Raw genomic sequence first — 24,179 nt, 5'->3', positions numbered from 1 at the left:
GTCGTCGTCAGCGACCGGATCGGCTGACAGCTTCGGGGGCGGCGAGGGCACTCGTACGCATCAGCCTCTTGTCCAGTACAGCGGACAACCCCACGGTCCCGAGCGCGGCGACCCCAAGCCCGGCCCCGATCCAGGCCACCACCGGATACCCGAACCCCGCCCCGATCGCCAGGCCGCCCACCCACGGCCCCACGGTGATCCCGACGTTGAACGCCGAGAAGTTGGTGGCGGCGGCCAGCGTCGGAGCATTCTTGCCCACGGTGAACACCCGCGTGTTCAGGGCCGGATTCGTGGAAAACCCGAACGCCCCCAGCAGGAAGATCAGCCCGATGGCCACCCCCGGCATCCCGGCGAACACTCCCAAACCTGCCGAGATAACAACAACTCCCGCTACACCCACGTACAACGTCGTAAAGGGCCGCGCGTCAGCATGACGCCCACCCAGGCCGATGCCGATCAGCGACCCCACCCCGTACAACGCCAGCACCGCAGGAACCCACCCCGCCGCCAGTCCGGTGGTGTCGATGAGCATCGCGCCGAGATAGCTGAACGTGACCAGCACCGCGCCGGTCGCCAGCGCCGTCGTCCCGTATGAGAGCCAGAGCCGCGAGTTGAGCATGTTCCGCAGCTCCTGCCCCAGTTGCGGCACGCTCCCCGGCTCGGGCCGCCCGCCGGGAATGGTGGCCATCACTCCGATCGCCGCCAGGCCCGACAGCACCGTGACCGCCCAGAACGCCGCCCGCCATCCGAACTGCTGCCCGATGACCGTCCCCGCGGGCAGCCCCACGATGGTGGCCACGGTAAGTCCGCCCGCCACGATGCTCATGGCCTTGCCCCGCGCCCCTTCCGGAACGAGCCCCACGGCTGTCACCGCGGCCACCGCCCAGAAACCCGCGTACACGAACGCTCCCACCACCCGCGTGCCGAACAGCACTCCATAGCTCGGGGTCACCGCCCCTACGACATGCGTAAGGGCAAAGATCGCCAGAAACGTCAGCAACGCCGTACGACGCGGCCAGCGCAAGGTCACCACGGCCAGCACCGGCGACCCCACCAGCATCCCGAGCGCGAACCCGGAGATCAGCAACCCCGCCTGGGGGACGGACACCCCCAGGTCAGCCGCCATTTCGGGCAACAGCCCGGCGAGCAAGAGCTCGGAAGTGCCCTGGGCGAATATCGACAACCCAAGGATGTACACGGCCAACGGCATGGGAACTCCTCCTAGTTTTGGATAGAACAGTGCAAAATCAAGAGACGCGAAAGGACGCGTGCTCGTCTGGAGCGGTGGACCCCTGTCCGGCCTGCTCACGCGCAGCCGCGCCAGCCCGCCCGCGTGGCGCCGCATCGGGCCGTTCGCGTTGGGCCTCCCGCGTGAGGCCGCGCCAGGCTGCCCGCGCTGCTCGCGCGCGTGAGGCCACGTCGGGCTGCTCACGCGCGGCTGCTCCAGGCGCTTGCATGGTGCGTGTCCGGGGCGTCAACTGCTCGCGTGGTGCGTGTCTGGGGTGCCGGAGAAGCGTGTGATCGTGTGTGGGGCGTCAGGGAAGCGTGTGGTGCGTGTCTGGGGCGTCAGCTGCTCACGTGGTGCTGTGCCCGGGAAGTCAGAGAAGCAGCGCATCGAGCGTGGTCTTCGCGACCGACTCCAGCGCCCCCCGATCCGAACCCCCGCGCGCCATCACCCGCATGCCACTGATCGCCGCGACCACGAAATGCGCCAGCGCGACCGGATCCTTACCGGCTTGCAACTCGCCCCGGCTCTGCCCGAGCTCAAACGCCGCCCGAAGCGCCGCCAGCCGCCGCTCGCCGTCCCGCCGAAGCTGCTCGGCCACCTCCGGATCTCGCGGCGCCAACTCCACCAGCGAGTTGACCACCAGACACCCGACCGGATCGCCAGTCTCAACATCGACGGCCTGCCACAACAGAGTCCGCACCTTCTCCCGAACCGGAAGATCGCCTTCGAGCAGTTCCATCAGCCAGGCGGTCTTGCTGTCCATGTAGTGCCGCAGGGCCTTGTCGAACAGATCATGCTTGCTCTTGAACGTGTTGTAGATGCTGCTCCGCCCCAGCCCGGTGGCCTCACACAGGTCCTGGGTCGAGGTTCCTTCGTAGCCCGCGCTCCAGAATGCCCGCATGGCCGCCTCGATCGCCCGCTCCTCCTCAAACTCCCTCGGTCGCGCCATACCGCGACGGTAGCACGTTTTGGACAGATCAGTGCAATATGGCCTGCGCGCCGGTCGTCGCGGCCGGACGCAATGTAGCTCTGCGGGCCCTCCTGGACTTCACGTGAGCGGGGGTGGTGTTCGTTGGGGATGGCGGGAGCGGCGGCGCCGGAGAGGATCGGCTTCGGCGGAGATGCGGGCGGAGGTCTCCTGGTCGTTTCGAGCTGGACTGGGGTACGGCCGCTCCCTGGCCGGGCACGCCGGATGGACCGGGCCCACTTGTTCTTCGTGGACCGGGGCTGAAGCGGATTGGAGCGAGCGGGTTTCCGAAGGTGGTCAGCACGTCGAACTGCCACTCCGGTGGTATCCGAGACTTCTCTCCAACCGCACAGTAGATCTCGCGGACGATGGACAGGCCGATGCGCGCCTCGTCCGGGTAGCGATCGGTCTCGTGCTGAAGTTCTCGATCTCGCAGCCGGCGAGCCAGAAAATGGTCCGCTGGGCGCAGCCGACCTCACGCATCGCCGAGCGGGCCGAGGTGGGTGGTCGCACCAGTGAAGTGACGCGGCAGGACCTCGGTGGAGGCGATGCCCTGCCGGACCGCCGAGGTCCGGTCCGTCTGGTTCTATGGCGGGTCGAGGTCCGGTCCGCCTGGCTCTACGGCGGGCCGGTGTCCGAGATGGCCGCTTGGATGGGGGTTGTGTTGCCCATGGTGATCAGCAGGCCGCGTCCCGGTGGGCCTCCGACGGCGCCGCGCGGTAGGCGGACCGTGAACAGGTCGCCGTCGGCCGGGCTCTGCACCGACAGGAGTACGCCGGTGCGCGACTTGCGGGTCTCGGCGACGAAGCCGCGGTAGGCCGTCGCCAGGTCGCCTGTCGCGCCCGCGATGATGAGGCCGTGGTCTCCGTCTCGGCCTGATCGGAGGACTTCTTCCAGGACCGTCCCTAGGGGGGAGTCCGGGTTGATCAGCTCGGCGTCGTCCACGATCACCACGTAGCGGTCGCGGTCGGCGAGTAGTTCCTGCAGGCCCGCTCCGTCGCCGCCGAGGATGGCGAGGGCGCCCTCCAGCGTACGTAGCGGGCTACGCCGGGGAGCGATGGCGATGACCGGCGTGCCGTACGAGATGAGCGATCTGGCGGCCGTGACCAGCACCGAGGAGCGACCGGAGCGGGCCGGTCCGGCGACGACGGCGCCGGGGCCGTGGGCGAGGAGGTCCAGGCCCATCGGAGCCAGGGCGTCGCCGCCTGCGCCGATCAGGGCCCACAGTGGCGATGGATGGGTGAAGTTCGGTTCCAGGTCCATGGCCTGGCCGGCGGTGATACGCATGGGAAGCGCGTCGACCCGAAGCGGCGGCTCTCCCTCCCAGAGCCACGCGCCGCGTCCCAGCCGAGTCGACCGACCCCTTCCGCCCGCCCCCTCTGGCAGATCGCCCCGGAAGCCGCCACCCGACGTTCTGCCTGAGGCGCCGCTTGCCATGCCACCCGGAATGTTGTCGCCCGAAGTGTCACCTGGCGTGCCACCTGAGGTGCCGCCCGAGGTGCCGCTTGGCGCGTCACCTGAGGCGCCGCCCGCGACGTTGCCAGCTGACGCGCCCGCGTTGCCCGTTGCACCGCCTGACAAGCTGCTCGGGACGCCGTCCGGGAGATCGCCGTGTGGGGAGCTCGCGCTGCCCGACATCCCCCTCGACGCGCCGTCTGGGGCGCCCACCAGGGCTTCGTGGAGGTTTGTCGCAGATGTCGTAGAGGCGGTCGCGCTGGGCTGGGGGGTGGCTCTCCCGGGTGAAGCCGTGGACGCGTACGTCGGGACGCTGCGGAGCGGGGCCGCGGCGCGGGCGAGGGACTGGAGGGCGGCTACCTGGGCTGGGCCCGACGGGTCGTGGGTCAGGAGGGCGATCTGGCTTTCGATGATGCCGTGTTCGCCGATCGAGAGGGCGCGGCCGGCGGGCATCGACGCGGGCAGACCCTTCATCGGCAGCCCGGCCAGCCCGTAGTCGGCCGGGTCCGCCAGACGGAGGAGGAGGCGGTCGTCGAAGACCGTGGAGACCTGGCCGAGCAGGCACGAACGGTCACCCGTCACCACCGCCCGCAGCCCCACCGCCGGACCCTCCCTGAGGAGTTGCAGGAGCGCCTCCGTAAGGCGGCCATAGTCGTAGCCCTCGAAGGCCGCCACGTAGCCCTCCCAGCGGTCGACCATGAGCACCAGCCAGGGGAGGCGGTGGCCCGCCTGGCGGTATTCGGCCAGTGAGGCGTGTCCGGCCTCGGCGAGCAGTTGCTGGCGGCGGCCCACCTCGGCGCGGAGGCGGGACAGCAGACGTTCGACGCGGTCGAGTTGGTCGCGGGTGACGACCGCGCCACAGTGCGGCATGGCCATCAGCGGGAGCAGTGCGCCCGATCCGCAGTCGATGGCGTGCAGGTGGACATCGGCAGGGGAGGCTTGTGCGGCGATGGCGCCCGCGATCGTCCGTAGCGCGGTGGATCTGCCGCTGCGGGCCGCTCCCGCGATGAGCAGGTGGCCGCCCTGGGCCAGGTCCAGCGCGAGCGGGCGCCGATCCTGCGCCCAGGGCCGATCGATCACCCCGAAGGCCAGCGGACCGACTTCGGCGAATGTCCCCGATCCGGTGGACTTTTTCAGCGGCCCAGTCGTCAAGGAAGCGGTGACCTCGTCGAGGGTCACGGCCGGGGGCAGCGGCTCCAGCCAAGGGCTTGGTTGCTCCGGTACGCCGGTCAGGCGCGCGGCCTCGATGAGCGCGTCGGCGAGGACGGTGAGGTCGGTGATCGTCGACCCCTCCGGCGGCTCCGGGAGCGGCGGCAGCGCCCTGCCCAAGGACCGCCAGTCCACGTCGACCACCCGCAGTTGACCGCCCGCGCCCGCCAAGCCGCCTGCCGGGCCGCCCGCGCCCGCCAAGCTACCGCCGCCCGTCAGACCGCCGCCCGCGCCCGCCACGCGGCCCGGACCGAGGGTCGAACCCGGGCCGAGCATCGCGCCTGGGCCGAGTGTCGCGCCCGCGCCCGTCGGGTCGGCTCTGAGCGAGGCGCTTGCCACTGGGCTGCGCCCGCCCACCCGGGCCGTCTGTACGGCCGCCGCCGCCCCCACCCCTGACTTCACGTAGCACCGGCCAGGCGTCGACTTGGAGATGTGCGCCGCGTCCGGTAGGTCGATGACGTCGGAGGATTCGGCGGGCTCGGTGACCCGCAGCGCGATCCGCAGCGAGGTGTTGGCCTGGATGTCGGCCGTGACCACGCCCGCCGGCCGCTGGGTGGCCAGGATCAGGTGGATGCCGAGCGAACGGCCCCTGCGGGCGATGTCGACCAGGCCGTTGACGAAGTCGGGCAGTTCGGCCACCAGGGCGGCGAACTCGTCGATGATCAGCACGAGCCTGGGCAGCGGCTCGCCGGTGTAGTCGTCGATGTCCTTGGCGCCCGCGGCCAGCAGCAGGCGTTCGCGGCGCCGGATCTCGGCGGCCAGGGAGTCGAGAGCCCGCTGCGTCAGGTGCCCGTCGAGGTCGCTGACCATGCCGACCGTGTGCGGCAGCCGTACGCACTCCTTGAACGCGGCCCCGCCCTTGTAGTCGACCAGCACGAACGTCAGCTGGTCCGGCCGGTTGGCCACCGCCAGCGAGCAGATGAGCGTCTGCAGCAGCTCCGACTTGCCCGCGCCCGTGGTGCCGGCGATCAGGCCGTGCGGACCGTCCACCCGCAGGTCGACCGAGAACGGGCCGTCGGGGCCGATGCCGATGACCGCCTTCGTGGAGCCGTGGCCGTGCCAGCGGGTGGCGAGGTCGTGGCCGGAAGGGGCGGGCAGGCGCAGGAGGTCGAGGAGGCGGACCGCCTCGGGGAGGTGGCCGGCCGGGTCGTCCCTGCTCACGTCGCGGATCGGGCCGAGCGCCCTGGCCACGCGGTCGCACCACGACGGTGAGACCAGGTCGGCCAGAACCGGGCCGATGACCTCCAGGCCGCCGCCGAGGAGGCGCACCTGACCGTCGGCGGCGCACGCGGCGACGGTGGCGCACTCCTCGGGGAGCAGGCGCTGGTCGTCGTCGATGGCGAGGGTGAAGACGCCCGAGCGGGGGCCCTGGCGCAGGATCTGCGGCATGCCGGGCAGGCCACGCAGGACCTGGGCGCCGTCGAGCACGACCAGGACGTCGTAGGGGCGTACGTCATAGGAGGTCAGAGCCGGGGTCTCCGGGCCGCCCAGGTCGTCCCAGCCGGTGGGGATCTTGCCGAGTTCGGGGATGGCGGTGTTCTGGCGTTCGTCGATGAGGGCGGCCAGTTCGGCGACACGGTGGGCGGCGGACTCCGGGTCGGTGCCGACCAGGGCCACGCAGTCCTCGCCGCCGCGCGGGGCACAGTGCGGCAGCCAGCGGACCCAGCCCCAGCGGCGCTCGCCGTCGGCGTGCGCGGACAGGACCACGATGGCCAGGTCACGGGGGCTGTGCAGGGTCGCCGACTGGCCGATCAGCCAGCCGGCCAGGCCGGTCGCGGTGTCGCGCGGGCCGGTGACGCCCGCCACGCCGAGCCTGCGCATGGCCAGGGCCACCGGCACGGACCGGCAGACCGGCGGGGAGATCGCGCCGCCCTTCTCCTCGGACAGCTCCAGGTTGGCCGGCAGGTCGGCCAGCCCGACCCTGAGTCGCAGCGCGTCGGGATCGTGGATGCGGCGCTCCCACAGCCGCCGGCGCGGGCCGGTGGCGGTGAGCAGCACCTGCGCCGGGTCGGGCGCGTCGGATCGGCGGATCAGCTCGTCCTCGGCCCTGGCCTGCTCGACCGCCAGTTCGTACGCCTCCAGGCGCTCTTTGTATTTCTTGGCGGCCTTCCGGTGCTGCTTCTTGCCGTGGCGGCGGTCGCTCCACCACTGCCCGATCATGATGAGGGGGGTCATCAGGGCGATGAGCAGGTAGTAGGGCTGGCGCATGACGTAGGCCAGCGTGACGCCCATCACCGCGGGCAGGAGCGCGGCCAGCAACTGCAGGCGCATCCCCTCTGCACGGCTGGGCTCCAGGGGGCGTTCGAAGGTGCGCTCGGGCTCTGGCCTGCGCAGCCGCGGCGGCCGGTTGTAGGCGACGCCGCCCTCGGGGAGAGGCGCCAGGTGCGCGTCCTGCGGCTCGATCGCGGTCAGCGTGAACACCGAAGAACCGCAGGTCAGCAGCGTGTGCTCGGCCCAGTCGGTAGCTTCGGTGAGAGTCTGGGCGGCCAGCTCGGGCGGCTCGTAGTGGACGGGCTCCGCCTCCGCCGCCTCGCGCTCGGCGACCCGGGCGGTGAGCTCGGCGACCTCGTCGGCCCACCGGCCCTTGAGCTTGAGTCGCTGCGCCTGCTGGGGCGCGCGGTGCCGGGCCGGCTCGACCGTGATCGCGTCGGGGGTTACGCGCAGGATGGCGGCTTCGGGGGCGAGGGACGGGTCGGCGACGGTTATCGCGCACATCGGGTCGGATCCGATGACGTGCACACCCAGGCCCAGGCGGTGTACGGCGCCCGCGGCCGGACCGCCCACCACTCGCACCTCGGCCACACCGCCGGGCTCCTCGATGATCGTGGCGCGGGCGAGATGGGCGTCGAGGGTGACCTTGTCGCCGTCGCGCAGCACCGCTCCGGCCAGGGCGCGCGGGTCGAGCGGCCGCCCGTTGCGCCAGAGCACGGCGCCCGCCCGGCCGAACCCATCGCCTGCCCGGCCGAACCCGTCGCCTGCCCGGCCGAACCCGTCGCCCGACCTGCCAAGCCCGTCGCCCCGATCCCGGATGGACGCGCCGCCGACCTCACGCCGATCAGGATCGCGGGCGCCCGGAATGTCAGGTGAGTGGGGGGCGTCGAACCGGCTGGACTCGGACGATCCGTCGGACCGGGTGTGCCGCGCCGAGGGGCGGGCGCCGGGCTCGGTCGCCGACATGCCGTAGGGGGCTCGCGCCCTGGGCAGGCGGACGACCTCGGCCAGCGGCGCCTGACCGCTGAGGGCTTCACTCACCCTCGCCACCGTGGCGCCGTTGTCACCCTCGATCACAACGTCACGATCGCCTTGCTCGCCGAGCACGGTGAGCATGATCCGCATGTGCCGTCTCCTCGATCGGGCCTGGGCGCAAAGGTAACGCCAGAACAAAGGGTAGGTCCCGAGGTTGTCGGCAATGGCATGGATGGGCTGACCTGTGGATAACCGCGGACGGTAATTACGGCCTGTGGAAAGCAGCTGATTCGGCTGCCCATTTAGGGTCCAGCCGCCATCGCGTGTTAAGGGAGGGAATGGTGTGAGAAAAGGGACGCAAGGTATCGCTCCACGTCAGCAACCTTCGGTTCGCCAAAAAACCCTGCTCTGTCCCGCCATCGCCGCGCTTATCCCGAAAAACCACCCAGGTCAACTCACTGTAAACAATAGGCATTGATTATTTCTTGTTGACACCACGCCACCTGCGAAACGAGCATGGTTCCTCGCATTCCAGCCCCGCCCCCACCGGCGGGTGCACATAATGGCGTGAATTCGACAATTCACAATGGGAGCCCCCCACCCATGAGGACCAGTGAAAAGCCTGCCGTCAACACGGCGGGGTTGTCCGGCCCTGCCTCGCGCAAGCTCCCCGTGCCACCCCGCGAACGCAAACCCGCCCTGGCCGCTCTCGCCGTGCTCCTGATCCTCGGCGGCGCGCTCGCCACGACGCTGCTCGTGCTGCGCAGCGGCGACCGCGTCTCGGCGATCAGGGTCACCCAGCAGATCGGCGCCGGCCAGCAGTTCACCCCGGCCGCGCTCGAAGAGGTGCAGATCGCCAACACCGGCCTCGACTACGTCTCCTGGTCACAGAGGTTCGAGGTGGTCAAGAGCTTCGCGGCCGTCACGATCGTGCCCGGCACCCTGCTGACCCACAACATGGGCGTCAGAGCCAGCAGCGAGCTGGTGCCCGGCAAGGCCAAGGTGGGCCTCTCCCTGAAACCGGGACAGTTCCCAGCGGGCCTGGACAGAAGCCATCGGGTCCAGGTCGTATACGTCCCCGGCCGCACCGACCAGGCGGAAAGCCGCGTACTCGCACAGAGCGCCCTCGTCGAGAGCGTCAGCGACGGCGGCAGAGCCGGCGGATCCATCCTGATCACCGTGATCGTCGACGCCCCGGCGGCGAAGACCATCGTCCAATACGCCTCCAGCGGTGAGATCGCCGTGGCCGACCTGCCCGGAGTAAGTTGACGTGGCGCTGATCGTACTGGCCGCCGACAAGGGCGCGCCTGGTGTGACCACTGCCGCGACGGCCCTCGCGGCGGTGTGGCCGCGTCCCGTACTCCTCGCCGAATGCGACCCCGCGGGCGGCGATCTCGCCTACCGGCTGCCCGCGGCCGACGGCGGCGTGCTCAACCCGGGCAAGGGCCTGCTCACGCTGGCCGCGACCGCCCGGCGCGGCCTGGAGCCCGCGCAGATCCACCAGCACACCCAGAAGATCGTCGGTGGCCTCGACGTGCTGGCCGGGCTCACCCACGGCGAGCAGGCGGCCGGGCTCACCTGGCTGTGGGGTCCGCTGGGCAGGGCGCTGGCCGCCATCCCCAACGCCGACGTGATCGCCGACTGCGGCCGTCTCGGCGGCCATCCGCAGCTCGGCGACCTGATGGCGCAGGCCGAGCAGGTTGTGCTGCTCACCAGGGCCACTCTCGACCACGTCGCCCACCTGCGCGAACGCCTGTCCATCACCAAGGCCCACGGCGTGGCCGTGATCGCCGACCCGCGCAACTACCGTTCCTCGATCGACGACGTACGCAGGATCGTCGGTCCGAGCGTCAAGTTCGTCCACGGTCTCGCGCACGACCCCAAGGGCGCTGAGCTGCTGCGCGGCCAGTGGGGCGGGCGCCTCGACCGCTGTCTGCTCATCCGCACGGCGCGCGATCTCGCGGGACGGCTGGTGAGCAACCTATGAATTTCGGCATGGCATTCAACCTCGCGAGAGGTCCGCTACGTACAACCGGGAGTACGACACGCGTCCTCGCGAAAGTGAGCAGCCCGTGATCGATCACTCCCTGGTCAAGCGCTTCCGCCAAGAAGTCGGCGACCGCCTGGCCCACCAGCGCCGCCTCGACCAGGTCAACGGCCTGGTCTCGATGACCGGAGAAGACGAGCGCCAGTTCGCCAGGGCGCTGATCTCCCAGGTCCTGGAGGAGCACGCGCGCAGCGAGATCGGCCTGGGCCGCACTCCTCCCACGGTCGAGGAGGAGGAGGCGCTGGCGGCCGGGATCCACGCCGCGCTGTTCGGGGTGGGCCGCCTGCAGCCGCTGCTCGACGACACCGAGGTCGAGAACATCGACATCAACGGCTGCGACCGCGTCTTCGTCAGCTACGCCGACGGCCAGGAGCTCATGCGGGAGCCGGTCGCCGAGTCCGACGACGAGCTCATCGAGCTGATCCAGATCCTGGCGGCCTACTCAGGGCTGTCGAGCAGGCCGTTCGACACCGCCAACCCGCAGCTCGACCTGCGCCTGCCCGACGGCTCGCGGCTGAGCGCCGTCATGGACGTCACGCTCAGGCCGGCCGTCTCGATCCGCCGCGCCCGTCTGGGCAAGGTGTTCATGTCGGACCTCGTGGGCAACGGCACGTTGAGCCCGGAGGTGGGCAGGTTCCTCAGCGCGGTGGTCGGCGCCCGCAAGAACATCATGATCGCCGGCTCCACGAACGCCGGTAAGACGACCCTGCTCAGGGCCCTGGCCAACGAGATCCAGCCGCACGAGCGCCTGATCACCGTCGAACGCGCCCTGGAGCTCGGCCTCGACCAGTTCCCCGAGCTCCACCCCAACGTCGTCGCCTTCGAGCAGCGCCTGCCCAACTCCGAGGGCCAGGGCGAGATCAGCATGGCCGAGCTGGTCAGGAGATCGCTCCGGATGAACCCCAGCCGGGTGATCGTCGGCGAGGTGCTCGGCGACGAGATCGTCACGATGCTCAACGCGATGACCCAGGGCAACGACGGCTCCCTGTCCACCATCCACGCCAACTCCAGCATGGAGGTGTTCAACCGCATCTCCACCTACGCCCTGCAGGCCCGCGAGCGGCTGCCGATCGACGCCACTCACATGCTCATCGCGGGCGCGATCGACTTCGTGGTCTTCGTCGAGAAGCGCAACGACTACAGCCGCGGCGGCACGTTGCGGCGCTACGTCTCCAGCATCCGCGAGGTCAACGGCTGCGACGGCCGCGTCCTGTCGAGCGAGGTGTTCATCCCGGGCCCAGACGGCGCCGCCCTGCCCCACGCCCCCGTCTCCTGCCTGGAGGAGCTCGCCGCCCACGGATACAACCCCGGAGGCTGGCTGTGATCGACCTCGATCCCCTCGCCCTGCTCGCCGGCGCGCTCGTCGGCGGCGGACTGTTCCTGTTCTTCCTCTCCCTGTACGGCATGCGCGTCCGGCCCGCCCGCCCCAAGCGCGAACTGCTCAAGACGCTCACCACCCGCACCGCGATCGCCGCGGTGGCCGCCACCCTGGTGCTGGTCGTGACCGGCTGGGCGGTCGCGGCGGTGGGCACGGTGCTGCTGGTGTTCGCCTGGCGCGGCCTGTCGGGCGGCGCCGCCGAGGAACGAGCCGCGATGCGCCGCCTCGAAGGGCTGGCCGCCTGGACGGAGTCGCTGCGTGACACGATCGCCGGCGCGGCCGGGCTCGAACAGGCCATCCCGTCGTCGATCAGGGCGGCCGCGCCCACGCTCAAACCGCACCTGCGCGCCCTGGTCGACCGCCTGCACACCCGCATGGCGCTGCCGGAGGCGCTCGCGCTCTTCGCCGACGAGCTCGACGACCCCTCGGCCGACCTGGTGGTGGCCGCGCTGATACTCAACTCCAAGCTGCGCGGCCCCGGCCTGCGCGACGTGCTCGGGGCGCTGGCCGTGTCCGCCCGCGAGGAGCTCGACATGCGCCGCCGCGTCGAGGCCGAACGCCGGGCCACCAGGCGCAGCGTCCAGATCGTGGTGATCACCGCGCTGGTCTTCGCCGGGCTGCTCGTCGTCTTCAACCCCTCCTACGTCAGCGAATACCGCGGCCTCCTCGGCCAGGCCGTGCTGGCGGTAGTGGCGGGGCTGTTCGGCGCCGGATTCGCCTGGATGCGGCGGCTGGCCCGGTTCGACAAGCCCACCCGCCTGCTCGTAGGAGGCGGCAATGGATAGAAGGGGCCGACATGGTTGAGGGTGTGCTGGCGGGCTGCGTTCTGGGCCTCGGCCTGTTCCTGCTGCTCCGGGCGCTGTTCCCGGCCCGCCCCGGCCTCGTGTCGCGGCTGCTGGCGATCGAGGCCGTCCGCGAGGACGCCGACGCGCCGCGCATCCAGCTCGCCCTGCCCGACGAGGAGGTCTCCGCCTTCCGCCGCGGCCTGGGCGTCCGGCTGGCCCGCCTCTATCACGCGCGGGGGTGGGAGGTCCGGTCGGTCAAGGCCGACCTGGCGCTGGTCGGGCGGTCGTTCGAGGGCTACCTGGCCACGAAGGCGCTGCTCGCGTCGGCCGGGCTGCTGGCTTTCCCGGTGCTGCTCGGCTGGCTGGTGCTGATGGAGTGGGGCACATCCCTGACCATCCCGTTCTGGTCGGCCGTGCTCGTGTCGCTGGTCTTCTTCTTCCTGCCCGACGTTCAGGTACGGCGCGACGCGGCGGCCAAGCGGCGCGACTTCCGGCACGTCGTCGGCGCCTTCCTCGACCTGGTCTCGATGAACCTCGCGGGCGGCCGCGGCGTGCCCGAGGCGCTGATGATGGCGGTCTCGGTCAGCGGTGACCAGCCCAACTGGGCGATGTCGCGCATCCGCGAGGCGCTGGCCGGCGCCAGGATCGTCGGCATCACCCCCTGGCAGGCGCTCGGCCAGCTCGGCGAGGAGATCAACGTCGACGAGCTGCGCGACCTGTCCGCCGCGCTCGGCCTGGTCGCCGACGACGGCGCCAAGGTACGTGCTTCCCTGACCGCGAGGGCCGCCACGCTGCGCCGCCGCGAGCTGGCCGAGATCGAGGGCCGCGCCGGTGAGCGCTCCCAGTCGATGCTCGTCGCTCAGCTGCTGCTCTGCGCGGGCTTCGTGATCTTTCTCAGTTATCCCGCCGCTATGAAGATGTTGGGGTCCTAATGAACCATCCCTGGATCAGCTACCTGCAGGCATACCTCGGCGTGCGTATCCAGCGCGCCCGCACCGCCCCCAGCCGGGGCGCCTCGGCGGTCGAGTGGGTGATCATCTCCGCGATCATCGCGGGCGTCGCCCTCGGCCTGGCCACGCTGATCAAGCAGCTGGTCGAGGGGAAGCAGAACGACCTCCAAACCAGCTTCGGCCAGACCGGCGGGCGCACGTGACAGGTGCCCGGCGCCCGCGCGGGCAACCTCGGCGACCAAGCCGGCCTCCGGGGCGGCGCCGCCGAGCTCGACGCGACCGCGGCGCCTCCGTGATCGAGCTCGCGCTGCTGATGCCGGTCATCCTGGCGGTCGTGCTGCTCATCGTGCAGGTGGCGCTCTGGTTCCACGGCCGTCAGGTGGCCGAGGCGGCCGCCAAGGAAGGCGCCAGGGTGGCCAGGTCGGCCCCCTTCGACTCGGGCGACTGGGAGGGCGCGGCCTCGACGAAGGCCACCGACATCGTCCGGGCCATCGGGCCCCGCCTGCTCTCGAACGCCGCGGTCACGACCGCGGAGAAGGATCCCGACGAGCGCTTCGTCACCGTGACCGGCAGCGCCGTACAGGTCATCCCGCTCCTGCCGGAGCTCACGTTCACGATCACGGCCACCTCGGGCGGTCCCGTCGAGTGCTTCCGCCCGGACGACGGGGGTGACGACTGCGGATGAACCAGACCCGGCTGCGGACGAGCCAAAACCGGCTGTGGACGAGCCAGAACCGGCGGCGGATGAGCCAGAACCGGTGGCGTGAGCGCGGTTCGATGGCCGTGGAGACGGTCATGCTGGCGCCCATCTTCCTGCTGTTCCTGATGTTCCTGGCCGGGGCGGGCCGGCTGGTCGAGGCGCAGGGCGAGGTCAACGGCGCGGCACGCGACGCGGCGCGGGCCGCCTCGGTGCGGCGGTCGTTCGGCGACGCGGGCGACGCGGCCGACAGGAGCGTCAAGGCCGCGCTCGACGGGCGGTGCCAGAGCCCGGCGGTGTCCCTCGGCGGCTCCAAGTGGGAGGAAGGCGGCCAGGTGCAGGCCGAGGTCACCTGCGAGCTGGACCTGAGCTTCCTGGGGTTCTCCGGCACCAAACGGATGACCGGCACCTCGGTGGTACCCCTGGAACAGTTCAGGAGGACCGAATGAGCCGCGGTGTTTCTGGAGCGATGCAAGAGGGCCGAATGAGCCGCCGCGACCGCGGGACGATGTCGGTCTTCACCGTGCTGTTCTCCGTGGCGGTGTTCCTGCTGGCGGGGCTGCTCGTCGACGGCGGCGGGGCGATCAACGCGCGGCTGCGGGCCGCCGACGTCGCCGAGCAGGCCGCGCGGGCGGGCGCCGACCAGATCGACGCCGACCACCTCCACGAGACGGGCGAGATCCGGCTGCTCGGCGACGGCCAGGTGTGCGACCGGGCCGACGAGGTGATCGCGGCGGCGGGCAGCGCCGACGTGACCAGGGGCACGTGCACCGTCGCGCAGGGACAGGACGGCGTGACCGTCTCCGTGAAGGTGCGGTGGACGGCCTTCTTCCTGCAGGCCATCGGCTTCCCCGGCACCGAGATGGAGGGCGAGGCCACGGCTGGGCCGCAGGCCAGGTGAGCCAGACCGATTCCGCTCACTCGATGGATCAGAACACCACCACGCAGGACCCTGAACACGGAGAAGGGAGAGGCGATGCCGACGCGAGACCCAGCGCGTCCAGCGGGCCGGCCGCACGGGCCCGGGCAGGCGCCCGTGCGCATCCCGGCCAGGCGGAGCGTGGGCGACGTGCTGGCCGGCCTCGGCGCGCTCGCGGTGCTCGTGGCGATCGTCGGTGGTGTGCCGTACGCGCTGCTCACGTTCGTCGGGCCGCCGATCTCTCCCGAACTGCTCGATCTCGACGTGCTCAACAGCCGTGTGGGGCCGAGCACGATCATGGCCGTACTGGTGCTGTTCGTGTGGCTGGCCTGGCTGCAGTTCTTCTCGTGCGTGATCGTCGAGGTCTACGCGGGCGTACGCAGGGTGGGCATGCCCGCCAGGGTGCCGCTCTCCGGCGGGTCCCAGGCGCTGGCCAACAAGCTCGTCTCGGCCGTACTTGTGCTGTTCACCGCCGGGGCCATGGTCGTGCCCATCATCAAGCTGGCGGCGCCGCCGCCCACCGCGCCGCCCATGACGACGGTCGCCTACTCCGCGCCGATCGTGGAGCAGCCGGTGCAGGCGCAGGCCACCAAGAAGGTGTACGTGGTCCAGCCGCCCCACGGCCGGCACCACGAGAGCCTGTGGGAGATCGCCGAGAAGTGCCTGGGTGACGGGCGCCGATATCCGGAGATCTACCGGCTCAACCAGCACAAAGAGCAGCCCGACGGCACCCGCCTGCGCATGGCCGACCTGATCAGGCCGGGCTGGGTGCTCGACATGCCCGACGACGCGCGCCACGCGCACGTCGTACCCGTGAACCAGGCGCGGGCCCAGACGCTGAAGCAGCACCCTGCGGGGTCGCACGGCGAACACCGGCGAGTCGCCGACGAGGCGCGCCAGACCTCCAGCGTCAAGCAGGGCCCGGCGCACGCGCGACACGAGACCGGAGCCGAGCAGCCCGTGGTGCAGAGCCCAGGAGTCGACCTGACCGACTACCTGGCCGCCGCGTCGCTGGCCGCGGCCGGTCTGCTGGTGGTGCTGGCCAGGCGGCGGCGCGAGCAGTTGTGGCGGCGCGCGTTCGGCCGCCGCATCGTCCGGCCGCGCGACGACGCGGCCCAGGCCGAGGTCGCGCTGAGGCTGGGCGCCGACGCGCCGGGCACGCGCATCCTCGACATCGGGCTCAGGCTGCTCGGCGCCGAGCTGGCCACGCAGGGCCGCACGCCGCCGACCGTCTACGCCGCCCACCTGTCGCCACGCAACCTCGACCTGTGGATCCACCCGCCTGACGGCGACGCGCCCGCGCCGTGGATCGCCCAGGACGGCGGCCAGGTGTGGCGGCTGGCCGCGCACGAGGGCCGCCTGCTGGAGGAGCAGCCCGGCGGCGCCCCGTACCCCGGACTGGTCTCGCTCGGCGCCGACGAGAGCGGCCGGGTGCTGATCGACCTGGAGGCGGCGCAGGGCCTGATCAACATCCGCGGCCCGCAGACCACCGCGGCGCTCGCGGCGCTGGCCGTGGAGCTGGCGACCAACCGCTGGTCCGACCGGATGCGCATCACGCTCGTCGGCTTCGGCGACGAGCTGACGGCGATCGCGCCCGACCGGATCAGGGCCGTGGGCAGCCTGGCCGAGGTGCTGCCCGAGCTGGAGGCGACCGCCGCCCCGCGCCAGGAGGTGCTCACCGGGCGAGTCACCGGCAGCCCGCGCGACGCCCACTACCTGCTGTCCGCCGTGGCCCCCACCCATGAGGAGGCGCGCCGCCTGGCGCTGCTCGCCCGCAAGGACACCGCCGGATATGTGGTGACGGGCGACGTGCCGCACGCCACCTGGACCCTGGAGATCACCGAGGACGGCAAGGCGAAGATCGCGGAGCTGGGCTTCGAGGTGACCGCGCAACTGCTGCCGCGCCGCCACTACCAGGCGCTGATCGACCTCTTCCGTACGGCGGAGCAGCTCGACGGCGAGGCGGTGCCCGAGGCGGAGCCGCTGGAGGAACTGGCTCCGCCCGCGGTGGAGGTCAGGATGCTCGGCCCCATCGAGATCGTCGGCCGCGACCCGCTCGAAGAGGGGCGGATGGCGCTGGCCACCGAGCTGCTGGTCTACCTGGCCACGCATCCCGGCGGTGTGCACCCGGTCGTGCTGGGCGGCGTCCTGTGGCCGCGTGGCGTGCAGCCCATGGTCAGGGACGCCACGATCGCCAGGGTCGTCGACTGGCTGGGCCGCGAGCACCTGCACGTCGACGAGGCGGGCAGGCTGCGGCTGGGGCCCGCGGTACGCACCGACTGGGCGCTCTTCCGCGAGCTGGTCCGCCGCTCGCACGGCGATCCCACGGCGCGGACCCTACTCCTGGAGAAGGCGCTCGGTCTGGTCAGAGGCCCGCTGCTGAGCGGGCGGCCGCTCGGGAGATACGCGTGGCTGGCGGGCGACGACCTTGAGTACGACGTCGCGGCCGGGGTCGCCGACGCCGCCCACCGGCTGTGCGAGCTGCGGCTGGCGCACGGCGAGCCGGACGCCGCGGTCGCGGCCGTACGCGCGGCCCTGCTGCTGGCCACCGACGACGAGGGGCTCTGGCGCGACCTGCTGCGGGCCACGCACGCCACCGGGGACGTCCTGCGGCTCCGGACGGTCGTCGAGGGGCTGACCAGGCGCTCGTCCTCCCACCCCTATGGCGGCGGGATGGCGCCCGAGACCGAGGCGCTGATCGACGAGCTGCTGCCGTCGTGGCGCATCCACATAGTGAGGGAGTCGACGGCATGAGGCGGATGGCGGTAATGCTGGCGCTCCTGCTCGCGGCGGGCTGCGGCCCGCCCGACCGGCCGTACACCCCCGGCGACGTGGCGACCCCCGTCACCGGCGAGACCACCGCGGCGCCCGCTCCCACGCCCGCCCAGGGCAAGACGGTCGATGTCGGCGACGAGCTGAAGGTCAAGGTGGAGAAGGGACCGTCGGCCGGCGCGCTGCAGCGGCTCTTCGCCGACTACTACGTGGAGCGGTGGAAGGCGGTCGTCACCGGTGACACCGGCTACCTGCGTCATGTCGAGCCGTCCGTGATTCCGCAGGCCGGCGAATGGGTGCGCGGGTTCGCCGACCGGCAGGAGTCGGCGCGCGGCGTCGCGCGTCTCTCCAGACTGCGGATCACGTCGGTCATGGGCAAGGGTGCCCAGGTCGACACCTGCGTGGACGAGCGGGGCGTACGCCTCGTCTCCACGCCCACCGGTAAGGCGGTCGCGCCCCAGCCCGACTGGGTGCGCGCTCCTTACCTCCAAACCGTGCTCGCGCATCGCGGCGACGACGGTGTGTGGCGGATCAGGGAATTCCGCCAGGACAAAGAAGGGTGCAGCTGATGAATCCCCTGATCCCGGTGCTCATGGCAGGGTCGCTCCTGCTGGCCACGCCCACGCCCGCCCCCCAATCCACGACGGAGGTCAGGACCGGCCAGCAGGGCAGAACGGCGTCCGTCAAGCTCACGCACTCCGGCATCGTGGTCACCGGCGACGTGGGCAAGGGTGGCAAGAGCGACGGCTACCGGATCAAACGGCCCTGCTGGTATGAGCCGGGGCTCAGCGCCGACGAGATGCTCAAGTTCCAGACGGACTCGAAGACCCAGTTCGCCAGGGTGAAGGCCGACGAGGACAGTTTCAATAAGTTCGTCCAGCAGTTCAAGGACAAGAAGGGGCAACCGGGGAACTGGTGGACGCCCGCCTACGACGCGTCCGACCCCAACGGCGCCACCTGCTGGGCCGGGCTGGACCTGTTCGTCTTCGTCCCGCCGAACGACACGCCGCCCTCCGGCATCACCATCGAGCAGCTGGCCGAGATCGCGCGGGCGGCGATCACCGTGCCCCAGCCGACGGTCAAGCTGAGCCCGGACGCCAAGAGCTTCGTCAACCTGCCGACGTTCGTGTGGCTCGAAGGGATCGGTCAGCCTCGGCGTACGGCGACCGCGACGCTGCCTGGCGTCATGAGCGCGACCGTGGTCGCCACGCTCCAGGACATCAAGATCGACGCGGGTACCGGCAAGGACCGGGCCGAGGTGCGCGAGCAGTGCGGGGCCACCGGCAAGCCGTACGCCAAGGGGGCCGCGTTCACCTGCGGCGTGCAGTATCTGCGCTCGTCGATCGACCAGCCGCGCCAGGTCTACCAGCTGACCGTGACGACCGTGTGGCCGGTGACGGTGGCGGGCCAGGCGGTGCCGGTCCAGTTCGCGCCGGTCGAGGTGGGGGTGACCCGCGATGTGCCGGTGGGTGAGGTACAGAGCAACGTCAAACCGTAGCCGGTGCCTCAGGCGATGACGGCGGCGAGCGGCGCGAGCTCCGGCAGCTCCGCCGCCTCCGCCAGCACCTCCTTGAGCACGGTGTCGTGCGTGGGGCTCGCCTGGGCGAGCAGCTCGCGGCCGGCCGGGGTGACCTCGGTGTAGATGCCCCTGCGGTCGTCATCGCACAGGTAGCGGGACAGCAGCCCACGGTTCTCCAGCCGCGTCACCAGCCGTGTCGTGGCGCTCTGGCTCAGCACGACCGCGCGGGCGAGCTGCTGCATGCGCATGTGCCAGCCGTCCTGGCGGCCCAGCACGTCGAGCACGGTGTACTCGCTCACACTCAGCTCGTGCTCCTTCTGCAGGGCCCGCTCCAGCCGGTCCTCGATCCTTGCGTGCAGCGCGGCGAGCGTGCGCCAGCCCTGGGCGCGCGCCTCGACGGCGTCATCGGCTAGCGGCATGTGACACCTTCCTGGACAAGGTTGTATGGTCAGTTAGTCGGCGTGTGCAAATAATGTCTACGCTGACTAACGTCGTCTGAGGAGTATTCTATGCCACTCGCCCTGTTCGCCCTCGCGATCAGCGCCTTCGGCATCGGCACCACCGAGTTCATCATCAACGGGCTGCTGCCGGAGCTGGCCGCGGACTTCGCCGTCACGATCCCCGCCGCCGGCCTGCTCGTGTCCGGCTACGCCCTGGGCGTGGCCATCGGCGGGCCGCCACTGACCATGCTCGGCGGCCGGTTGTCCCGCAAGACCATGCTGCTGTCGCTGATGGTGCTGTTCATCGTGGGCAACCTGCTCTCCGCGCTCGCCCCCTCGTACGGCGTGCTCATGGTCGGCCGGTTCCTGTCGGCGTTCGCGCACGGCGCCTACTTCGGCGTCGGATCCGTGGTGGCCGCCGACCTGGTCGCTCCGCAGAAGCGGGCCAGCGCCATCGCGCTCATGTTCACCGGTTTGACCCTGGCGAACGTGCTCGGGGTGCCGCTCGGCACCTGGATCGGGCAGGCGTTCGGCTGGCGGGCGACGTTCTGGGTCGTGGTGGCCATCGGCGTCGCCGGGCTGATCGGCGTGCTCGCCCTGGTGCCCGCCCAGCCGCGGCCCGAGGGCGGCGGGATGCTGCGCGAGCTGGCGACCTTCCGCAAGGGCGGCGTATGGCTGGCGCTGGCCATGACCGTGTTCGGGTTCGCGCCGGTGTTCGCGGTGATCACCTTCATCTCGCCGATCATGACGGACGTCGGCGGGTTCTCTCCCGGTGCCGTGCCGGTCGTCATGGCCCTGTTCGGGGTGGGGCTCGTCGTCGGCAACCTGATCGGCGGCCGGCTCGCCGACCGCGCCGTCATGCCGAGCATCTACGGCTCGGTGGCCCTGCTCACGCTGCTGGGTGTGGTCCTCGCGCTGGTGGCGGGGAACCAGGTCGCGTTCATCGTGACGATCACCCTGTTCGGGGTGGCCGCCTTCGCGACCGTGCCGCCGCTGCAGACCCGGGTCCTGGACGCCGCCGCGGGTGCGCCGACGCTGGCCTCCGCGGCCAACATCGGCGCCTTCAACCTGGGTAACGCGATCGGGTCGTTCGTGGCGGGGCTGACCATCGACGCGGGCTTCGGCTACACGGCTCCGGCCTGGACCGCCGCGCTGCTCGGGCTGACCGGGCTGGCGGTGGCGGGACTCGCCGGCGTGCAGGCCCGCCGCCAACTCGTCCCGGCCACCTGACGACAACGCCAGAGGACCGCTGAAAGCGGCGGCTCAGCTGAACAGCTCGTCCACGCTCAGCGCGGTCACGGCCCTGACAGTCCAGCGGTCGAGGAGGCTCTGATCCGTGCATGTGCGGATGCGGGCCCGAGCCTCCTCGGGCACCGAGATGTCACGTGCGTCCAGAAATCCCAGGATCAACTGAGCCGGTGTCCGCTCCGGCTCGCCCCTGTATTCGTGTGCTCCGGCCATCCACCCAATCGTACAGAGCGCTGCCGCGCCATGACGGGGAGTTGCTAGAGCCGGCCGGACTCGTGGGCGAGCAGCCACTCCTTGACCGGTACGCCGTAGTAGTAGCCGCCATAGCCGCCCGAGCCGGGCAGCACCCGGTGGCAGGGGACGAAGGGGGCGATGAGGTTCTGGGAGCAGGCCGACCCGGCCGCGCGGGCCGCCGTCCTGGGCATGCCGGCGCGTTCGGCCAGCTCGGCGTACGTCACCGTGGTGCCCGGCTTGACCTCGCGAAGCGCCTGGTGGAGACGCTTGCGGGTGGCCGTGCCCGGCTGCTCGACCGGGATGGCGTCCAGGGCCAGGAGGTCGCCGTCCAGATAGTCGCGTACGGCCTGCGCGGCGGGGCCGAGATCGTCGACCACGTCCAGGCCCTCGGCCTGCAGCGCGGGCGACAGCCGGACGAACATGTCCGAGGGGTCAGCGGTGAAGCCGGCCGCGACCAGGACGCCGTCGCGGCACAGCAGGGCCAGCGGGCCGATCGGGGTCGGCATGACTTGGGCGTCGATCATGAGGAGCTCCAGAGATGCAGGGCGGCGTAGGCCCGCCAGGGCCGCCACCGTTCGATGTGGTCGTCGGGAATGCCCAGGCAGGCCATGCGCTTCTTGAGCACCAGGTCGCCGATGGGCCAGGCGTCGGGGTCGCGCAGCGCGCGCAGCGCGACATAGCTGGCGGTCCAGGGGCCGATGCCGGGAACGTCGAGCAGCTCGGCCACGGCCTCACCCGGATCCTGGCCGCCGTCGAGGTCGATCCGGCCTTCGGAGACGGCGATGGCCAGCTCCTTGAGCGTCGCGACACGGCGGTTGGTGAGCCCCAGCCCCGTGAGGTCCGCTTCGAGCAGCTCCGCGGCGCTGGGGAACAGGTGGGTCAGGCCGGGGCGCTCGGTGAGCCGCCCGGCCCGCTCGACGATCCGGCCGAGCAGGGTGCGGGCGCCCGCGACGGAGATCTGCTGGCCCACGACGGCGCGTACGGCCAGCTCGAAGCCGTCGAACGTGCCCGGCACCCGCAGGCCGGGCCGGGACTCGATGAGCGGGCGCAGGGAGGTCTCGCCCAGCGCGGCCGCGATGGCGTCGGGGTCGGCGTCGAGGTCGAGCAGGCGGCGGCAGCGGGCCACGATGCGGGCCAGCTGCCGGGTGTCGTCCACGGCGACGTCGAGCGCGATGTAACCGGGCTCGGGGGTGAGCGTGATCGTCCCGCCGGGGACGGCCCGGCTGTAGGACGTCGGGCTCGCCACCTCCAGGCCGGGGATCGCGCGCGAGGTCAGGAAGGAGAGCACGCCCGCGATGTCGTACGGCTCCCGCCGGTGCAGGCGCAACCGGAGCGTCGCGGGTCCGGCCACGACCTCGACCGCCGGCGGCGCGGAAACAGCGGAAACGGCGGGGCCTGAAGGGCCGCCCGCGGTCGCGCGGAGCTCGCTCGGCGTGAACCCGTACGTCTCCCGCATCGTGGCGTTGAACTGCCGCACACTCCCGAACCCGGCCGCGAATGCCACCTCGGTGACCGGCAGCCGCGTCTCGGTCAGCAACTGCTTGGCCAGCAGCAGCCGCTTGGTCCTGGCCACCGCCAGCGGCCCCACCCCGATCTCGGCCACGAACAGCCGGTGCAGGTGCCGCTCGGTGATGTGCAGCCGTGTGGCCAGCCCCGCCACGCCACGCTCGTCGGCGGCCCCGTCGTCGATCAGCCGCAGCGCCCGTCCGATGAGGTCACCGCGCAGGTCCCACCCCGGATCGCCGGGGGAGAGCTCCGGGCGGCAGCGCTTGCACGGGCGGAAGCCCGCAGCCTCCGCCGACGCGGCGTGCCGGTAGAACCGGACGTTGCGCGAGGCCGGCGTGCGAGCCGGGCAGATCGGACGGCAGTAGATCCGCGTCGAGGTCACCGCCGTGTAGAAGCGCCCGTCGAATCGGGCGTCCCGGGCGGCTACCGCCCGGTAGCAGGAGTCGAAGTCGAGCTCAAGTGGTGACATGACACCGAGCGTATGCGTTCGCCCGGCCTGTCGACTGGCGGGAATCGGACCTGATCGTTAAATCGCTGGTCAGCAGGTCAAACCCGCCGACCAGCGGAAATCAGACGTTACCTAAGCGAGTCGCCCACGGTCACTTCGACGAGACGCCCACACCCAGGTCGAACTCCCGGTAGACACGCGCCCAGAACCCGTCGCGCAGCCACACCCGCGCCTCGGGGAACGGCCGCAACGAGTGGCCGAGCTCCTTCTCCGCCTCGATGAGCAGTTCGGTGTCGATGACCGTCGGCAGGATCGGCCCCGGCAGCAGGTCGCGGATGTTGTCGCGGCCACGCGTGAGGATCCACTTCTGCGCCACGTGCTCGCCCACGTCCTCGACACGTGGCCGGCTGGGCCCGAGCTTGGCCACCTGGCCGGGCTTGACGTGCGGTTTGACGGGCGCGCGCCCGGCGAACACCTGCGCGGGCGACGGAGCGGCCACCGGCGGGGCGACCGGAACGGGTTGCGGAGCACGACTGAAAAAGGGCCTCAGGAATTCAGCAGTGATCACTTCCACGGTGTCCGACTCCCAAACCAGCCGTTCGGCCTGGTTGGTGCCGTACGGCGGCTCGACGCCCCACAAGTGGATGCGCACCCCGTACGCCTGCGCCGCCTCCACCGCGGGAACCATGTCCTCGTCGCCGGCGAGCAAGATCGTGTCAGTCACCGCATGATGCCGGGCCAGGGCCTCCAGATCGCTCCTGATCTGCGCGTCCACGCCCTTCTGCTGGCCACGGGCGTTCAGGTTGCCAAGCCGTACCTTGACCCAGGGCAACTGGGCGATGACCCGCTGATCGACGGTCGGCACACGGTCGCGAGCGGCGTCATACCAATAGATCCGCAGCAGTTCGCCAGATATACGTTCCAGCGCATGTTTCTGTAGACTCTGGATCAGCTCATCGGCGGCAACTCGATATTCTTTGCGCTCCTTGGCGCCCAGCAGCACTTCGCCTGCGGCAGCATAGAGATAACCGACGTCCACCAGGACGGCGTACTTCGCTGCCACAGCATGCGGCATGAGGTCTGGGATGGCCATGTGTCCTCCAGGCCGCGGTTAGTTGATCGGCTGACTATATACGCCTACTTTCTCTAGATAGTCCCAACTCCTCGAGAACTTGACACCCGATTCCCGGG

The 24,179-nt window shown here is 71.1% G+C and carries 21 protein-coding genes; 13 read left to right on the top strand and 8 right to left on the bottom strand.

Features of this window, described 5'->3' with window-relative positions:
* Window positions 1–7: 7 nt before the first annotated feature.
* From AB0L53_RS12330 to AB0L53_RS12320, 3 genes are all read right to left on the bottom strand, one after another.
* Complete coding sequence (locus AB0L53_RS12330; protein WP_363992981.1) at window positions 8–1,210, bottom strand: Cmx/CmrA family chloramphenicol efflux MFS transporter; 1,203 nt, start codon at window positions 1,208–1,210, stop codon at window positions 8–10.
* Window positions 1,211–1,598: 388 nt separating this feature from the next.
* Window positions 1,599–2,177, bottom strand: a complete 579-nt coding sequence (locus tag AB0L53_RS12325; protein ID WP_363992980.1) for a TetR/AcrR family transcriptional regulator — start codon at window positions 2,175–2,177, stop codon at window positions 1,599–1,601.
* A gap of 636 nt (window positions 2,178–2,813) precedes the next feature.
* Complete coding sequence (locus AB0L53_RS12320) at window positions 2,814–8,195, bottom strand: FtsK/SpoIIIE domain-containing protein (RefSeq protein WP_363992979.1); 5,382 nt, start codon at window positions 8,193–8,195, stop codon at window positions 2,814–2,816.
* Window positions 8,196–8,648: 453 nt separating this feature from the next.
* Here AB0L53_RS12320 and AB0L53_RS12315 point away from each other — a divergent pair, with 453 nt between their 5' ends.
* The 12 genes from AB0L53_RS12315 to AB0L53_RS12260 all read left to right on the top strand — a co-directional run bounded on the left by AB0L53_RS12315 (window position 8,649) and on the right by AB0L53_RS12260 (window position 19,091).
* Window positions 8,649–9,314 (top strand): hypothetical protein, encoded by a 666-nt coding sequence (locus AB0L53_RS12315; protein ID WP_363992978.1) that lies wholly within the window; start codon window positions 8,649–8,651, stop codon window positions 9,312–9,314.
* Between the two features lies 1 nt (window position 9,315).
* Window positions 9,316–10,032: a hypothetical protein gene (locus AB0L53_RS12310; RefSeq protein WP_357948777.1), complete on the top strand. Its 717-nt coding sequence runs from the start codon at window positions 9,316–9,318 to the stop codon at window positions 10,030–10,032.
* Between the two features lie 85 nt (window positions 10,033–10,117).
* A complete protein-coding gene (locus tag AB0L53_RS12305) occupies window positions 10,118–11,416 on the top strand; it encodes an ATPase, T2SS/T4P/T4SS family (RefSeq protein WP_363992977.1) in 1,299 nt (432 codons plus the stop codon).
* On the top strand, window positions 11,413–12,255 hold the full coding sequence (locus AB0L53_RS12300; protein WP_358548541.1) for a type II secretion system F family protein: 843 nt from the start codon (window positions 11,413–11,415) through the stop codon (window positions 12,253–12,255). Before AB0L53_RS12305 ends, AB0L53_RS12300 begins: the two co-directional genes overlap by 4 nt.
* Before the next feature lie 11 nt (window positions 12,256–12,266).
* The gene (locus tag AB0L53_RS12295; protein ID WP_358548539.1) at window positions 12,267–13,187 is read left to right on the top strand and encodes a type II secretion system F family protein; all 921 of its coding nucleotides are present in this window, start codon (window positions 12,267–12,269) and stop codon (window positions 13,185–13,187) included.
* Window positions 13,187–13,408 carry a hypothetical protein gene (locus AB0L53_RS12290; protein WP_363992976.1) on the top strand — a complete coding sequence of 74 codons (222 nt, stop codon included), beginning with the start codon at window positions 13,187–13,189 and terminating at the stop codon, window positions 13,406–13,408. Before AB0L53_RS12295 ends, AB0L53_RS12290 begins: the two co-directional genes overlap by 1 nt.
* Before the next feature lie 89 nt (window positions 13,409–13,497).
* On the top strand, window positions 13,498–13,890 hold the full coding sequence (locus AB0L53_RS12285; protein ID WP_357651091.1) for a TadE/TadG family type IV pilus assembly protein: 393 nt from the start codon (window positions 13,498–13,500) through the stop codon (window positions 13,888–13,890).
* Window positions 13,887–14,351 carry a TadE family protein gene (locus tag AB0L53_RS12280; RefSeq protein WP_363992975.1) on the top strand — a complete coding sequence of 155 codons (465 nt, stop codon included), beginning with the start codon at window positions 13,887–13,889 and terminating at the stop codon, window positions 14,349–14,351. Before AB0L53_RS12285 ends, AB0L53_RS12280 begins: the two co-directional genes overlap by 4 nt.
* A 35-nt stretch (window positions 14,352–14,386) precedes the next feature.
* Window positions 14,387–14,803, top strand: coding sequence for a flp pilus-assembly TadE/G-like family protein (locus tag AB0L53_RS12275; RefSeq protein ID WP_363992974.1), 417 nt, complete (start codon window positions 14,387–14,389; stop codon window positions 14,801–14,803).
* A gap of 75 nt (window positions 14,804–14,878) precedes the next feature.
* Window positions 14,879–17,575 (top strand): BTAD domain-containing putative transcriptional regulator, encoded by a 2,697-nt coding sequence (locus AB0L53_RS12270; protein ID WP_363992973.1) that lies wholly within the window; start codon window positions 14,879–14,881, stop codon window positions 17,573–17,575.
* Window positions 17,572–18,162, top strand: a complete 591-nt coding sequence (locus AB0L53_RS12265; RefSeq protein WP_363992972.1) for a hypothetical protein — start codon at window positions 17,572–17,574, stop codon at window positions 18,160–18,162. Before AB0L53_RS12270 ends, AB0L53_RS12265 begins: the two co-directional genes overlap by 4 nt.
* On the top strand, window positions 18,162–19,091 hold the full coding sequence (locus AB0L53_RS12260; RefSeq protein WP_363992971.1) for a hypothetical protein: 930 nt from the start codon (window positions 18,162–18,164) through the stop codon (window positions 19,089–19,091). The genes AB0L53_RS12265 and AB0L53_RS12260 overlap by 1 nt, the downstream gene beginning before the upstream one ends.
* Before the next feature lie 8 nt (window positions 19,092–19,099).
* On the opposite strand, the gene AB0L53_RS12255 is transcribed toward AB0L53_RS12260, so the two are convergent.
* On the bottom strand, window positions 19,100–19,531 hold the full coding sequence (locus tag AB0L53_RS12255; protein ID WP_357948803.1) for a MarR family transcriptional regulator: 432 nt from the start codon (window positions 19,529–19,531) through the stop codon (window positions 19,100–19,102).
* A gap of 90 nt (window positions 19,532–19,621) precedes the next feature.
* On the opposite strand from AB0L53_RS12255, the gene AB0L53_RS12250 reads away from it, so the two are divergent.
* The gene (locus tag AB0L53_RS12250) at window positions 19,622–20,782 is read left to right on the top strand and encodes an MFS transporter (RefSeq protein WP_363992970.1); all 1,161 of its coding nucleotides are present in this window, start codon (window positions 19,622–19,624) and stop codon (window positions 20,780–20,782) included.
* Between the two features lie 33 nt (window positions 20,783–20,815).
* On the opposite strand, the gene AB0L53_RS12245 is transcribed toward AB0L53_RS12250, so the two are convergent.
* The 4 genes from AB0L53_RS12245 to AB0L53_RS12230 form a co-directional block, all read right to left on the bottom strand.
* Window positions 20,816–21,013 carry a hypothetical protein gene (locus AB0L53_RS12245; protein ID WP_357948808.1) on the bottom strand — a complete coding sequence of 66 codons (198 nt, stop codon included), beginning with the start codon at window positions 21,011–21,013 and terminating at the stop codon, window positions 20,816–20,818.
* Window positions 21,014–21,057: 44 nt separating this feature from the next.
* Window positions 21,058–21,558: a methylated-DNA--[protein]-cysteine S-methyltransferase gene (locus tag AB0L53_RS12240; RefSeq protein WP_363992969.1), complete on the bottom strand. Its 501-nt coding sequence runs from the start codon at window positions 21,556–21,558 to the stop codon at window positions 21,058–21,060.
* On the bottom strand, window positions 21,555–23,009 hold the full coding sequence (locus tag AB0L53_RS12235; protein ID WP_363992968.1) for an Ada metal-binding domain-containing protein: 1,455 nt from the start codon (window positions 23,007–23,009) through the stop codon (window positions 21,555–21,557). The genes AB0L53_RS12240 and AB0L53_RS12235 overlap by 4 nt, the downstream gene beginning before the upstream one ends.
* A gap of 130 nt (window positions 23,010–23,139) precedes the next feature.
* Window positions 23,140–24,081, bottom strand: a complete 942-nt coding sequence (locus AB0L53_RS12230; protein WP_358548511.1) for an NYN domain-containing protein — start codon at window positions 24,079–24,081, stop codon at window positions 23,140–23,142.
* Window positions 24,082–24,179: the final 98 nt, after the last annotated feature.

This window comes from Nonomuraea sp. NPDC052129 (genome assembly GCF_040680095.1).
Taxonomy (GTDB): Bacteria; Actinomycetota; Actinomycetes; order Streptosporangiales; family Streptosporangiaceae; genus Nonomuraea.
This window is presented reverse-complemented; position numbering and strand designations above follow the sequence as displayed.

What these genes read in the sequence shown, in the direction of transcription:
- AB0L53_RS12250 (WP_363992970.1), top strand. Translation starts at nt 19,622, where the DNA reads ATGCCACTCGCCCTGTTCGCCCTCGCGATCAGCGCCTTCGGCATCGGC.
- AB0L53_RS12270 (WP_363992973.1), top strand. Translation starts at nt 14,879, where the DNA reads ATGCCGACGCGAGACCCAGCGCGTCCAGCGGGCCGGCCGCACGGGCCC.
- AB0L53_RS12260 (WP_363992971.1), top strand. Translation starts at nt 18,162, where the DNA reads ATGAATCCCCTGATCCCGGTGCTCATGGCAGGGTCGCTCCTGCTGGCC.
- AB0L53_RS12235 (WP_363992968.1), bottom strand. Translation starts at nt 23,009, where the DNA reads ATGTCACCACTTGAGCTCGACTTCGACTCCTGCTACCGGGCGGTAGCC.
- AB0L53_RS12325 (WP_363992980.1), bottom strand. Translation starts at nt 2,177, where the DNA reads ATGGCGCGACCGAGGGAGTTTGAGGAGGAGCGGGCGATCGAGGCGGCC.
- AB0L53_RS12320 (WP_363992979.1), bottom strand. Translation starts at nt 8,195, where the DNA reads ATGCGGATCATGCTCACCGTGCTCGGCGAGCAAGGCGATCGTGACGTT.
- AB0L53_RS12275 (WP_363992974.1), top strand. Translation starts at nt 14,387, where the DNA reads ATGAGCCGCCGCGACCGCGGGACGATGTCGGTCTTCACCGTGCTGTTC.
- AB0L53_RS12295 (WP_358548539.1), top strand. Translation starts at nt 12,267, where the DNA reads ATGGTTGAGGGTGTGCTGGCGGGCTGCGTTCTGGGCCTCGGCCTGTTC.
- AB0L53_RS12255 (WP_357948803.1), bottom strand. Translation starts at nt 19,531, where the DNA reads ATGCCGCTAGCCGATGACGCCGTCGAGGCGCGCGCCCAGGGCTGGCGC.
- AB0L53_RS12240 (WP_363992969.1), bottom strand. Translation starts at nt 21,558, where the DNA reads ATGATCGACGCCCAAGTCATGCCGACCCCGATCGGCCCGCTGGCCCTG.
- AB0L53_RS12330 (WP_363992981.1), bottom strand. Translation starts at nt 1,210, where the DNA reads ATGCCGTTGGCCGTGTACATCCTTGGGTTGTCGATATTCGCCCAGGGC.
- AB0L53_RS12230 (WP_358548511.1), bottom strand. Translation starts at nt 24,081, where the DNA reads ATGGCCATCCCAGACCTCATGCCGCATGCTGTGGCAGCGAAGTACGCC.
- AB0L53_RS12265 (WP_363992972.1), top strand. Translation starts at nt 17,572, where the DNA reads ATGAGGCGGATGGCGGTAATGCTGGCGCTCCTGCTCGCGGCGGGCTGC.
- AB0L53_RS12290 (WP_363992976.1), top strand. Translation starts at nt 13,187, where the DNA reads ATGAACCATCCCTGGATCAGCTACCTGCAGGCATACCTCGGCGTGCGT.
- AB0L53_RS12280 (WP_363992975.1), top strand. Translation starts at nt 13,887, where the DNA reads ATGAACCAGACCCGGCTGCGGACGAGCCAAAACCGGCTGTGGACGAGC.
- AB0L53_RS12245 (WP_357948808.1), bottom strand. Translation starts at nt 21,013, where the DNA reads ATGGCCGGAGCACACGAATACAGGGGCGAGCCGGAGCGGACACCGGCT.
- AB0L53_RS12315 (WP_363992978.1), top strand. Translation starts at nt 8,649, where the DNA reads ATGAGGACCAGTGAAAAGCCTGCCGTCAACACGGCGGGGTTGTCCGGC.